11 protein-coding genes are annotated in these 11,901 nt (G+C 71.4%); 7 read left to right on the forward strand and 4 right to left on the reverse strand.

The annotated features are described in order from the left end of the window. Nucleotides 1-10: 10 nt before the first annotated feature. A complete protein-coding gene (locus tag ACIRPU_RS08310; protein WP_403863283.1) occupies nt 11-1,453 on the reverse strand; it encodes a family 2B encapsulin nanocompartment shell protein in 1,443 nt (480 codons plus the stop codon). Between the two features lie 311 nt (nt 1,454-1,764). On the opposite strand from ACIRPU_RS08310, the gene ACIRPU_RS08315 reads away from it, so the two are divergent. Both ACIRPU_RS08315 and ACIRPU_RS08320 read left to right on the forward strand, forming a co-directional pair. Then, nucleotides 1,765-2,565, forward strand: a complete 801-nt coding sequence (locus tag ACIRPU_RS08315) for a VOC family protein (protein WP_403863286.1) — start codon at nt 1,765-1,767, stop codon at nt 2,563-2,565. A 31-nt stretch (nt 2,566-2,596) separates the two neighbouring features. Next, nucleotides 2,597-3,313, forward strand: coding sequence for a ribonuclease H (locus ACIRPU_RS08320; RefSeq protein ID WP_355709070.1), 717 nt, complete (start codon nt 2,597-2,599; stop codon nt 3,311-3,313). A 40-nt stretch (nt 3,314-3,353) separates the two neighbouring features. Here ACIRPU_RS08320 and ACIRPU_RS08325 read toward each other — a convergent pair whose 3' ends face one another. Further along, nucleotides 3,354-4,178, reverse strand: coding sequence for a tyrosinase family protein (locus tag ACIRPU_RS08325; protein ID WP_355709068.1), 825 nt, complete (start codon nt 4,176-4,178; stop codon nt 3,354-3,356). A 43-nt stretch (nt 4,179-4,221) separates the two neighbouring features. Next, the gene (locus ACIRPU_RS08330) at nt 4,222-4,611 is read right to left on the reverse strand and encodes a tyrosinase family oxidase copper chaperone (RefSeq protein WP_403863290.1); all 390 of its coding nucleotides are present in this window, start codon (nt 4,609-4,611) and stop codon (nt 4,222-4,224) included. A gap of 350 nt (nt 4,612-4,961) precedes the next feature. On the opposite strand from ACIRPU_RS08330, the gene ACIRPU_RS08335 reads away from it, so the two are divergent. From ACIRPU_RS08335 to ACIRPU_RS08345, 3 genes are all read left to right on the forward strand, one after another. Beyond that, nucleotides 4,962-6,179: an FAD-dependent monooxygenase gene (locus ACIRPU_RS08335; protein WP_403863293.1), complete on the forward strand. Its 1,218-nt coding sequence runs from the start codon at nt 4,962-4,964 to the stop codon at nt 6,177-6,179. 109 nt (nt 6,180-6,288) lie between these two features. Then, nucleotides 6,289-7,791: an MFS transporter gene (locus tag ACIRPU_RS08340; RefSeq protein WP_403863296.1), complete on the forward strand. Its 1,503-nt coding sequence runs from the start codon at nt 6,289-6,291 to the stop codon at nt 7,789-7,791. Beyond that, nucleotides 7,788-8,402 carry a TetR family transcriptional regulator gene (locus ACIRPU_RS08345; RefSeq protein ID WP_403863299.1) on the forward strand — a complete coding sequence of 205 codons (615 nt, stop codon included), beginning with the start codon at nt 7,788-7,790 and terminating at the stop codon, nt 8,400-8,402. The genes ACIRPU_RS08340 and ACIRPU_RS08345 overlap by 4 nt, the downstream gene beginning before the upstream one ends. Before the next feature lie 36 nt (nt 8,403-8,438). Here the strand turns inward: ACIRPU_RS08345 and ACIRPU_RS08350 are convergent, their stop codons facing one another. Then, a complete protein-coding gene (locus tag ACIRPU_RS08350) occupies nt 8,439-10,163 on the reverse strand; it encodes a cholesterol oxidase substrate-binding domain-containing protein (RefSeq protein ID WP_403863302.1) in 1,725 nt (574 codons plus the stop codon). 135 nt (nt 10,164-10,298) lie between these two features. Here ACIRPU_RS08350 and ACIRPU_RS08355 point away from each other — a divergent pair, with 135 nt between their 5' ends. Next, entirely contained in the window at nt 10,299-11,282 is a 984-nt protein-coding gene (locus ACIRPU_RS08355) for an aldo/keto reductase (protein ID WP_403863305.1), read from the forward strand. A 165-nt stretch (nt 11,283-11,447) separates the two neighbouring features. After that, complete coding sequence (locus ACIRPU_RS08360) at nt 11,448-11,873, forward strand: DUF6328 family protein (protein ID WP_403863618.1); 426 nt, start codon at nt 11,448-11,450, stop codon at nt 11,871-11,873. The last annotated feature ends 28 nt before the right edge of the window (nt 11,874-11,901 follow it).

Consider the following 11,901-nt stretch of genomic DNA (forward strand, 5'->3'; position numbering starts at 1 on the left):
CTCCCCGCCGTCACTCGGCCGTCCGGCCGACCTGGACGTTCTCCAGGACCCCGGCGGCGTCCGGCACGAGGACGGCCATCGAGTAGTAGGCGGTCACGAGGTAGCGGATGATCGAGTTGGCGTCGATCCCCATGAACCGTACGTTCAGGCCGGGTTGGAACTCGTCCGGGATGCCCGTCTGGTACAGGCCGACGACCCCCTGGTCGGCCTCGCCGGTGCGCAGCGCGATGATGCTGCTGGTGTGCTGCGGGCTGATCGGGATCTTGTTGCAGGGGAAGATCGGCACCCCGCGCCAGGCCGGGATCTCGTGGCCCTGGACGGTGGCCGTACCGGGCGTCAGGCCACGCCGGTTGCACTGCCGGAAGAAGGCCGCGATCGCCTTGGGGTGGGCGAGGAACAGCTTGGTCTTGCGCCGCATCGACAGCAGCTCGTCCATGTCGTCCGGGGTCGGCGGTCCGGTGAACGTGCTGACGCGCTGGGAGTAGTCGGCGTTGTGCAGCAGCCCGAACTCCCGGTTGTTGACCAGCTCCCACTCCTGCCGTTCGCGGATCTCCTCGACGGTCAGGCGCAGTTGCTGCTCGGTCTGGTTCATCGGGTTGTTGTAGAGGTCGGCGACCCGGGTGTGGACCTTCAGCACGGTCTGGGTCAGCGACAACTCGTACTCGCGGGGCGAGAGTTCGTAGTCGACGAAGCCCCCGGACAGCGTCGGCTCCCCGCTGTGCCCGGCCTGCAACGGCAGGTCGGCCTCGCCCCTGCGGTTCATCGGAAGCCTCTGCCGGGCGGCGTAGGTCTCCAGATGGGCGGCGAGGGACGGCACGCGCCCGACGAACTCCCGCAGCGTGTCCCAGGGCAGCGCCAGCAGCACGCCCGAGGTCTCGGCGCGCACCGAGGTCAGCCACAGCGGGTCGTCCTGCCCGACGGCCTCGTCGCCGAGCTGGTCGCCGCCGGAGACCATCCCGACGATCTCCTCACCGCCGTACTTGCCGGCGGTGAAGCGGGTGAACCGGCCGTGCACCACGAGATAGGCCTCGGTGACCGGCTGTCCGGCCTCGAAGACGACCTGCCCGGCCCGGACCTCGCGCGCCTGGAACCGGGAGGAGAGCTCCGCGAGGGTTCCGTTGTCGGAGTAGCCGCGCAGCACCGGAAGCTCGGTGAGGGTCTCCGGGATGACCCGTACGTCGTTCCCGCCGTTGTGCTCGAACTGCACCCGGCCCCGGCCGACGCGCAGCTGGAGGCGCCGGTTGACACGGTAGGCGCCGCCTTTCACGTCCACCCAGGGCAGCATCCGCAGCAGCCAGCGCGAGCTGATGCCCTGCATCTGCGGTTCGGACTTGTGGGTCGTGGCGAGCTGGCGGGCCGCCTGGGTGCTGAGACTGGTGAGCTGCGCGTCGGCAGCGGGTTCGGGGGCGGGTTCGTCTAGGGCGGGACCGGTGGCGCTGTCCGGTGTGGACACATTCCCTCCAGGAGGTGCACGGAGACGGGCGGACCGTCCGGAGTTCGGTTCGGTGATCCGCGTGCACCAGCCAAACACCCTGAGTGACGGACGGGTACGGCGTGAAGGGGGCGGTTTCGTGGCCCGGAGGGTGCAAACCTGCCTGATGGGGCGGAAGGCGCCCCGCGTGTGCAAGCGCTTCCCCCGAGTGCTCCCGCGCGCCGGAGCGCACAGGGGTCACTCCGGGTTACCCGTGTGTTCGGCGCGCGAGCGGACGGCCGGGTGGCTAGCGTGAGGAACCGGACAACCCGTCTCACCGGAAGGCTGCGGTCATGGTCGTACGACCAGAGGGAACCCCTTGTTGGGCCGACGCGATGTTCAGCGACGTGGAGGGCGCCAAGACCTTCTACGGCGAGGTTCTCGGCTGGACCTTCGGCGACGCGTCGTCGGAGTACGGCAACTACACCCAGGCCTACGTGGACGGCAAGGCGGTCGCCGCCGTCGTCCCGCCGATGCCCGGCCAGGAGGGCCAGTCGCAGTGGTGCCTCTACCTCGCCTCCGCGGACGCCGCGGTGACCGCCGGCAAGATCCGTGAGAACGGCGGCGAGGTGCTGATGGAGCCGATGCGGGTCGGTGACTTCGGCACGATGTGCCTGGGCCGCGAGCCCGGTGGCGCCGTGTTCGGCGTGTGGCAGGCGGGCGTCCACGAGGGCTTCGAGGCGCCGCCCGAGCAGCCCGGCGCCTACTGCTGGGCCGAGGTCTTCACCCGCGATGCGGAGAAGACGGACGCGTTCCTCCCGGCCGTGTTCCCGTACGCGGCGAAGCAGATGCAGGACGACGCGGTCGACTTCCGCATGTTCGAGATCGGCGGCGAGACCGTCCTCGGCCGTATGAAGATGACGGAGGAGTTCCCGCCCGAGGTGCCGTCGTACGTCAACGTGTACTTCACCGTCGACGACTGCGACGACGCCGTGGCCAGGGCCACCAAGCTGGGCGGCGTCCTGCGCTTCGGCCCGATGGACACCCCGTTCGGACGGTTCGCGGCGATCAGCGACCCGCAGGGCGCGAGCTTCTCGGTGATCGACGTCACCACCACCGCGGGCGACATGCCGCGGACCACGGACGTGTCCTAGCCACCCGGCGGAGCACCTGCGCGGCCGTGGCATGATCGGGCGCATGCGTGAACGAGTGGTGGCCGCGTGCGACGGGGCTTCGAAGGGAAATCCCGGACCGGCGGGCTGGGCATGGGTGGTCGCGGACGACGCGGAGACACCGACCCGCTGGGAAGCGGGTCCGCTCGGCAAGGCGACCAACAACATCGCCGAACTCACCGCGCTGGAACGCCTGCTCGCCTCGACCGACCCGGCGGTGCCGCTCGAGGTCCGGATGGACTCGCAGTACGCCATGAAGGCCGTCACCACCTGGCTGCCGGGCTGGAAGCGCAACGGCTGGAAGACGTCCGCGGGGAAGCCGGTGGCCAACCAGGAGCTGGTCGTCCGCATCGACGAGCTGCTCGACGGCCGCTCGGTCGACTTCCGCTATGTGCCCGCGCACCAGGTCGACGGCGATCCGCTCAACGACTTCGCCGACCGCGCCGCCAGCCAGGCGGCCATCGTCCAGCAGCCGGCCGGCAGCGACCAGGGCTCCCCGGAGCCGCCGGCCTCGCCGGACACGCCGAAGTCGAAGTCCGCGAAAACCGGCCGCCCCGCCGGGGGCAAGTCCCCCCGGCGGAGCGGTGGTTCGGCTTCCCGCACGATCAAGGCCAAGTTCCCCGGCCGCTGTGTGTGCGGACGCCCGTACGCCGCCGGCGAGGACATCGCCAAGAACGCGCAGGGCTGGGGGCACCCGGAGTGCCGTACGGCGGACGCCGACGCCGGCTGAGCGGCGATCAGGCTGAAGCGGTGATCAGGCTGAGCGGCGGTCAGTCGGTGTCGAAGGTGTAATGGGCGGTGTGATCGAGAAGGTCCGCCGGGGTGGTGTCGTTCCAGGGCTTCATCGTCTCGTGGAGGTCGACCACGTCCGGCGTCCCGTCGGCCGGGAGGTACGCGGACCCGGGATGCCGACGCTGCCACTGGGCCCACAGCTTGTCGATGTAGGCGTGGTGCAGCCAGAACACCGGGTCGTTGGGGGACACCCCGGTCGCCATCTGCCCGCCGACCCACACATGGACCCGGTTGTGCAGATTGACCCCGCGCCAGCCCTCCAGATGATTGCGGAAACCGTCCGAACCGCTGTTCCAGGGGGCCATGTCGTACGTCGCCATCGACAGCACCGAGTCGACCTCGGCCCGGGTCGGCAGTTCGCGGACGCCGGTTCCCAACGCGCGCCGCAGGTAGGTGCGGCCGTCCACGCGGACGTTGACGGCCCACTTGCCCGCCGAGGCGGCGAACGGCCCGTCCATCACCTGGCCGTCCCGGCTGCGCCCGCTGCCGCCGAGGAAGTCCGGCGCCCACAGCGAGGAACGCGGTGAGCGGTCGGTGGACCAGTCCCAGTACGGCAGCGCCACCGAGGCGTCCACCGACTGGAGCGCCCGCTCGAACTCCAGCAGGAATCTGCGGTGCCACGGCAGGAACGAGGGCGAACGGTGGCCGGTGCGCTCGCCGTTGTCGGTGTCACCCAGGATGAACCCGTTGTGCGTGGTGACGAAGGCGTCGTAACGGCCGCTGCGCTTGAGTTCGAGGACGGCGGCGACGAAACGTCGCTTCTCGTCGGAGGTCAGGGACGCCTGGTTCTTGCGGACGGTCATGTGCGGTGCTCCAAGTGTGCGCGGAAGGGGGGCGGTCGGCCGGTCAGCCGGCGGGGAACGGCACGAGTCGCGCGCCCTGGAGCTCGTCGACCGCGGCACGGGCGGCGGCCCGCGGGGTGGGCACCGGGTCGTAGTGGCTGACCACGCTGATCCAGGTCCCGTCGGCGTTGCGCATCACGTGCAGCTCGACCCCGTCGACGTACACGCCGTAGCCGCCGCCGTGGTGGTGGCCGCTCCCGCCGGCGGTCCGGCCCTGTATCCGGCGGCCCTTGTAGACCTCGTCGAAGGCCTCGGGGGAGCCGGAGGAGCCGTGTGACTCGTGGGAGCCGTGGGAGTCGTGCTCCGCCGCCCGGGCGGCGGGGACGGCGAGCAGCGGGGCACCGGCGACGACGGCCGCCGCGGTGAGTGCGCGACGACGGTTGAGTTCCGGCATGCGGGACCTCCTGGGGTGCGTTCGGTTGGCGACCCCGTATGCCTATCGACCTGGGGGAGAAAGGGAGAAATCGCCCGAGAGGGGTTGGCTGCGATCAGGACAATCAATTACATGTCGTGCAATCTTGAACGAAGATGATCTTGTTGTGCGGGAGGGGTCGGGCCGGGCGGAAGGGGCAATTCCTGTCCGTGAAGGCACCGCTTCCGGTGATCTTTCGCGCGCCGGCCCGTCCGAGGTGGCGTGGCCCACGTGGGGAAAGTGGCGTGATCGGACAGGTGGGGCGTCCGTCGACGTGCGTTACGCCCTGCTACCCTGCGTCGTCAATCAACCACGTCTGGTAACTCCTGGGAGTGTGCGTGAAGGTCGCCTGTGTCGGCGGCGGGCCCGCCGGCCTGTATCTCTCGATCCTGCTCAAGCGGCAGGATCCGTCCCACGACGTCACCGTCCACGAGCGCGACCCGGAGGGCTCGACCTACGGCTGGGGTGTCACGTACTGGCAAGGGCTTCTCGACAGACTCCGCGTCTGCGACCCCGAGTCGGCGCACGCGATCGAGGCGGAGTCCGTCCGCTGGAACGAGGGCGTCGCCCACGTACGGGACCTGGCCACCCGTCAGCCGGGCGACGAGGGGCACGGGATCGGCCGGCACAAGCTGCTGGAGATCCTCGCCGCCCGCGCCCGCGCCCTCGGTGTGCGGCTGGAGTACGAGAGCGGGATCACCGCCGAGAACCTGCCGGACGCCGATCTCGTCGTGGCCGGCGACGGTGTCCACAGTGCCCTGCGCACGCACCACGCCGACGACTTCGGCGCCGAGCTCACCCCGGGGCGCAACGCCTACATCTGGCTCGGCACCACGAAGGTGTTCGACTCCTTCACCTTCGCGTTCGTGGAGACCGAGCACGGCTGGATCTGGTGCTACGGCTACCCCTTCAGCTCCGAGCAGAGCACCTGCGTCATCGAGTGCGCCCCCGAGACCCTGGCCGGACTCGGCCTGGACCGGGCGAGCGAGGGGGACGGACTGGCCCGCCTCGAGAAGCTCTTCGCGCACATCCTCGACGGCCGGCCCCTGATCGGCCGCGCCGCCGCCGACGGCAGCACCCAGTGGCTGACCTTCCGCACCCTGACCAACCGCAGCTGGTACCGCGGCAACCTCGTCCTCCTCGGCGACGCCGCCCACACCACCCACTACTCGATCGGCGCCGGCACCACCCTCGCCCTGGAGGACGCCATCGCCCTCGCCGAGGCCCTGCGCGAGAGCACCGACCTGCCGGGGGCCCTCGCCCGCTACGAACAGGAACGCAAGTCCGCCCTGCTGTCGCCGCAGAGCGCCGCCCGCTACAGCGCCCAGTGGTACGAGAACCTAACCCGCTACATCGACCTCCCCCCGGAGCAGATGTTCGCCCTGCTCGGCCAGCGTCACTCCCCGCTGCTGCCCTACGTCCCGCCCCAGCTGTACTACCGGCTCGACCGGGCGGCCGGGCAGCTGGAAGCCCTGCGCCGGTTCAAGCGCTGGCTGGGGCCGAAGGTGGCGCGCGGCGCGCACGCCAGGGCTCTGACCTCGCGAAAGTAGCCGGGAGACAGTCGCGGCGGTTCGGGCGAGCATGGGGTGAATGACAATTCACTGCTACGGTGAATTGTCATTCACCCTTTCGCGTTTCCTTCAGGCCGCTGGAGTGCCCATGGCGTCGCCCGCTCCGATACCCGCCCCGGCCGGGGGAGCCGCCCGTCTGCGGTCCCGCCTCACCATCCCGGTCCTGGCGTACTGCGGCATCCTCATGGCGGTCATGCAGACCGTGGTCGTCCCGTTGCTGCCCGACCTGCCCCGGCTGACCGGCGCCTCGGCGGGCGCGGTCTCGTGGATGGTGACCGCCTCGCTGCTGTCCGGCGCGGTCCTCACCCCCGTCCTCGGTCGCGCCGGGGACATGTACGGCAAGCGGCGGGTGCTGCTCGTCTCGTTCGGCCTGATGGCCGCCGGCTCGGTGATCTGCGCCCTCACCTCCGACATCGGCGTGCTCATCGCGGCCCGGGCCCTCCAGGGCGCCGCGTACTCCGTCGTCCCGCTGTCCATCAGCATCCTGCGCGACGAACTGCCGCCGGAACGCCGGGGATCCGCCGTAGCGCTGATGAGCTCCACCGTCGGCATCGGCGCCGCGCTCGGGCTGCCGGCGGCGGCCGTGGTCGTGCAGTACGCCAACTGGCACGTGATGTTCTGGGTGACCGCCGCGCTGGGTGCGACCGGTGTCGCGCTGGTCCGGTGGGCGGTGCCGGAGTCGCCCGTGCGCGAGCCCGGCCGGTTCGACGTGACGGGGGCGCTGGGGCTGGCCACCGGGCTGGTCAGTCTGCTCCTCGCCGTGTCCCAGGGCGGTCAGTGGGGCTGGGGGAGCGCCCGCATCGTGGGCCTGTTCCTCGCCGCCGTGATCGCCCTCGGCCTGTGGTGGTGGCACCAGCTGCGCACCGAACAGCCCTTGGTGGACCTGCGGTTGGTGTCCCGGCCGAGAGTGGGCCTGTCCCATGTGGCGGCGCTCCTGACCGGTTTCGCCTTCTACGCAAACTCCCTGGTGACCGCCCAGTTGGTGCAGGCGCCCGAGGCGAGCGGGTACGGACTCGGGCTGTCCATCGTCCAGACGGGCCTGTGCCTGCTGCCCGGCGGCATCACCATGCTGTTGTTGTCGCCGCTCTCCGCCCGTATCTCCGAGAGGCGCGGACCGCGGATCACCCTCGCCCTCGGCGCCGCCGTCATCGCCTCCGGGTACGCCGTGCGCATCGTCGACAGCCGCGACCTGTGGATGATCATGGTGGGGGCGACGGTCGTGGCGACCGGCACCACCCTCGCGTACTCGGCGCTGCCCTCGCTGATCCTGCGTGCTGTCCCGCCCGGACAGACCGCCTCGGCGAACGGCTTCAACGTGCTGATGCGCACGATCGGCCAGGCCGCCTCCAGCGCCGCCGTCGCCGCCGTCCTCGTGCACCACACCGGCCTCGTCGGCGGAGCACCGGTACCGACCCTGCACGGCTATCTGCTGGCGTTCGGCGTCGCGGGCGCGGTGGCCCTGGCCGCCTGCGCGGTGGCGCTCAGCATCCCCGGCGACGGCGGACCGCACGGAGACGCCGGACCGGACGGCACACGGCGAGCCCGTGGCCGTACCCGCTCCGTCAGCGACGGGGCGTTGGAGGGAACATGAGTGCCGTGAGCACTCCACCCGACGCCTCGGCCGCGACCGAGCCCCCGTCCCCCGCCCGGCGCGACGCCGAGGCGACCAAGGCGGCGATCCTGCGAGCCGCCCGGTACCTTCTCGCCCGCCAGGCGCACGCCGACATCACGCTCAAGGCCGTCGCGGAACGCGCCGGGGTGAGCGCGCCGCTGGTCCTGAAGTACTTCGGCAACAAGGACGCCCTGTTCGCCCGGGTGATGTCCTTCGAGGAGGACGCCGACGCCCTGCTCGACGCCCCGCTGGCGGAGCTGGGCCCGCACATGGTCCGGCACGTGGTGGCGAGTCAGCGCGAGCGCGGCGCCGACCCCGTGTTGCGCATCGCGTTCGCGCCCCTGCACGGCGACCACGGCGACATCCTGCGCGCCAACTTCCGCACCCAGGTCACCGAACGCCTGGCCGCCCGCCTCACCGGCCCCGACCCGGGGATCCGCGCCGAACTCGCCGTCGCCGCCGTGGTCGGACTCGGCGTGATGTTCGGCATCGCCCGCGGGCGCGAACTCAGGGCCGCGCCGATCGAGCACATCGTGGACCGGTACGGGCCGACGGTGCAGGCCCATCTGGACAGTCCCGACAGGCCCTGACCACCCCCGACCGTCCCTGACTGTCCCCGGCCGTCCCTAGGGGAACAGTCGCCCGTGCAGGGGCGCGCGGAACACCCGGTGCGGGTCCAGCCGTTCCAGCACGGCCGCCGCCTGGTCCCAGGCGCCGCCGAAGGACTCCGGCACCACCGTCCCGAGCACCTCCGCGTCGCTCCACGCGGCCTCGTCCGTGTAACCCCAGCCCTTCGACCACTCCACCCGGGTACGGGCGTGCGTGCCGTCGTACGTCGAGAGCAGGAAGCGTTCCAGTTCACGGTAGAACGCGTCGGCGTACGGCGTCCCCGGCAGCGTCAGCACGTCGAGCCACACGGCCGTGTCCCACTCGGGGTGGTCCGGGTCGGGCCGCAGCGCGGAGAGCGACGGCGCCAGGGCGCCGGTGAGTCCGGCCTCCGCCGGATCGTCGAGACCGGTCACCCGGATCTCCACCGACCCGTTGACGGGGAAGCGGCCCAGGGCGGCGTACGCGGTCAGCCGCTCGCGGTAGAAGGAGGTGAACTCGGAGACGACCCGCTGGACCTGGTCCCGGCCGGTCAGGACCGCGTACCCGTTGGCGTGCACCCGCAGGGTGGTCGGCCTGATGTACAGCAGCGTGTTCTTCGACGGCCCCCACACGTCCGCCGACAGGGTCGCCACGAGCCCGAGCGCGGCCACGTCGAGCTGCGCGTTGCCGAGCACCGGCGCCAGATACCAGGCCGCGTCCGCGACCATCCGCCCGGCCAGGTCCGCCACCGGCATCGGGACGTTGTCGGAGAAGGGGTAGGGGTACGGCGACGTCACGCGCCGCGAGGTGAGCGGTCTGGTCGGTTCGACGGACCACACCTTGAGCCAGGGGAACTCGGTGAACGCGAACCAGATGGCCTCGACCCGCCCCTCGGCCTCCAGGAAGTCCGCCAGGCTCCGCCCGTCCGCGCCGGGCGCCGCGAACAGCTCCTTCGCCGGGATGTCCGTACGGCTCACGCACCGCAGGTTGCTGTTCGCCCCCACCCGCAGCACCACCTCGGTGACCAGCGACCGCCCGAGATGCGTGAGCAGCGCCGCGCAGTCCGCCTCGTCGCGCCGGTAGGTCCGCAGGGCGTAGGCCCCGCTGTCCGCGTCCCACACCACGGCCGTCAGGGAGAGGACGCGGTTGCTGAGCGAGCCGTACGTCTGCCCGGGCAGCCGTTGCTCGCCCCGCGCCGGTACGGCGGTGCCGTGCGCGTCGACGGCGAGGGCGCCGCCCAGGGTGAGGTCGCCGGGGGCCGGTGCGGCGGTGACGCCGAGGCCGTGTCCTTCGAGGTAGGTGAGCAGCACCTCCAGCGTGACCCCCGTCCCGGCCCGCACCTCGTCGGCCGACTCCAGGGACAGGCCGGTCAGGTGCGCGGCGGTGTCGACGAGCAGGACCGGCGCGTCCGCGGGCAGGCCCGCCGGGACGGTCAGGGGCGACCAGCCGTGCGAGGCGCCCCGGGGCCGGACCGCCCAGCCGTGCCGCCAGGCCCAGTTGACGACGTCCACCGCCTGGGCGTGGTCCTCGGGCGCGCAGGCCCACAGGCCGGTCACGGTGATCTCGCCGTCCCAGTTGCGGTACGCCGTACGGGAGAGGGGCACGTCCGGCGGGAAGTCCGGCAGTTCCTGCGCCGCGACGGCCGGATCGGCGGCCACCAGGAGAGGCACGCCCGCCAGGGCGGCGGCAGCGGTGCCCAGGAAGCCACGACGGGTCCAGGAGGGGTCCCCCGGCTGATGGTTGCTCAGTGAACGATCGGTCACGCGCTCACGGTAGGGGCCTGTCGGCACATACGGCCGCCGTGTCGAACAACGACACTCGTGAGGGTGAAAGATTCACAGGTGGGGCCCGGAGCGGCCCGTTCCGCACCAGGTCACGACGGATGACAGACTGACGTCATGGACGAGCGCGAATTCGGTAGGTCTGGTCAGCACGCATCCGTCGTCGGTCTCGGCACCTGGCAACTGGGCGCCGACTGGGGAGACGTCGACGACAAGGAGGCCCTGACCGTTCTGGAGGCGGCGGCCGAGTCGGGGGTCACCTTCTTCGACACCGCCGACGTCTACGGCGACGGCCGCAGCGAGCAGACCATCGCCACGTTCCTGAGCGGCCGGCCCGACCTGCATGTGCTGGTCGCCACCAAGATGGGCCGCCGCGTCGACCAGATCCCCGAGAACTACGTCCTGGACAACTTCCGCGCCTGGAACGACCGTTCCCGCCGCAACCTCGGAGTCGACCGCATCGACCTGGTGCAGCTGCACTGCCCGCCCACACCCGTCTACTCCAGCGACGAGGTCTTCGACGCCCTCGACACCCTCGTCGAGGAGGAGCGCATCGCGCACTACGGCGTCAGCGTGGAGACCTGCGCCGAAGCCCTCACCGCGATCGCCCGGCCGGGGGTGGCGAGCGTGCAGATCATCCTCAACCCGTTCCGGCTGAAGCCCCTGTACGAGGTGCTTCCGGCGGCCCGAGAGGCCGGCGTCGGCATCATCGCCCGCGTCCCCCTCGCCTCCGGCCTGCTCACCGGCAAGTACACCAAGGACACCGTCTTCCCGGAGAACGACCACCGCGCCTACAACCGGCACGGCGAGTCCTTCGACCAGGGCGAGACGTTCTCCGGCGTCGACTACGCCACCGGCGTCGAGGCCGCCGTCGAGTTCGCGGCACTCGCGCCCGAGGGGTACACGCCGGCCCAGCTCGCCCTGCGCTGGATCATCCAGCAGCCCGGCGTGACCACCGTCATCCCGGGCGCCCGTTCGCCCGAGCAGGCCCGCGCCAACGCGGCCGCCGCCAAGCTCCCGGAGCTGACCGGGGAGACCCTCGCGGCGGTCCGCGACCTCTACGACCGGCGGGTGAAGGAGCAGGTCGAAGGGCGCTGGTAGCCGGAAACAGGGCGGCGGACCGGAGAGAACCGCCGCCCACGGGGTACTCGCGGCGAGAGGGGACCGACCACTCGAACCGGGAGGACAGCACACGTGACCGATACGGCGACGAAGGCCGAGCAGCGCACGGGGCGGGACGAGACCGAGGAGGAGAGAGCCGACCGCATGTGGGGGGAGCTCATCCAGGAGATCAGGGTCGCCCAGACGGGTGTGCAGATCCTCTTCGGCTTCCTGCTCACCGTCGTGTTCACCCCGCGCTACACGGATCTCCAGCACGTCGACCAGGTCATCTACATCGTGACCGTGGTCCTGGGCGCCTGTGCGACCGGCGCCCTCATAGGTCCCGTCTCCCTGCACCGCCTGGTCTCCGGACGGCGGGTGAAACCGCAGGCGGTGCGGTGGGCGTCCCGGCTGACCCTCGTCGGCCTGCTCCTGCTGCTGGCCACCATGACCGCCTCGCTGCTGCTGATCCTGCGCGTGGCCACCCACGACGCGTTCGTGCCCTATCTCGTCGCGGGTGTGTTCACGTGGTACGCGCTGTGCTGGTTCGTGCTGCCGCTGTGGACCCGGCGCCGCTACACGACGCGCTGACGCCGGACCGCACGACGCGCTGCCGCCG

This window comes from Streptomyces sp. NPDC102259, assembly GCF_044766465.1.
Taxonomy (GTDB): domain Bacteria; phylum Actinomycetota; class Actinomycetes; order Streptomycetales; family Streptomycetaceae; genus Streptomyces.

What these genes read in the sequence shown, in the direction of transcription:
- ACIRPU_RS08315 (WP_403863286.1), top strand. Translation starts at nt 1,765, where the DNA reads ATGGTCGTACGACCAGAGGGAACCCCTTGTTGGGCCGACGCGATGTTC.
- ACIRPU_RS08355 (WP_403863305.1), top strand. Translation starts at nt 10,299, where the DNA reads ATGGACGAGCGCGAATTCGGTAGGTCTGGTCAGCACGCATCCGTCGTC.
- ACIRPU_RS08325 (WP_355709068.1), bottom strand. Translation starts at nt 4,178, where the DNA reads ATGACCGTCCGCAAGAACCAGGCGTCCCTGACCTCCGACGAGAAGCGA.
- ACIRPU_RS08345 (WP_403863299.1), top strand. Translation starts at nt 7,788, where the DNA reads ATGAGTGCCGTGAGCACTCCACCCGACGCCTCGGCCGCGACCGAGCCC.
- ACIRPU_RS08320 (WP_355709070.1), top strand. Translation starts at nt 2,597, where the DNA reads ATGATCGGGCGCATGCGTGAACGAGTGGTGGCCGCGTGCGACGGGGCT.
- ACIRPU_RS08330 (WP_403863290.1), bottom strand. Translation starts at nt 4,611, where the DNA reads ATGCCGGAACTCAACCGTCGTCGCGCACTCACCGCGGCGGCCGTCGTC.
- ACIRPU_RS08340 (WP_403863296.1), top strand. Translation starts at nt 6,289, where the DNA reads ATGGCGTCGCCCGCTCCGATACCCGCCCCGGCCGGGGGAGCCGCCCGT.
- ACIRPU_RS08360 (WP_403863618.1), top strand. Translation starts at nt 11,448, where the DNA reads ATGTGGGGGGAGCTCATCCAGGAGATCAGGGTCGCCCAGACGGGTGTG.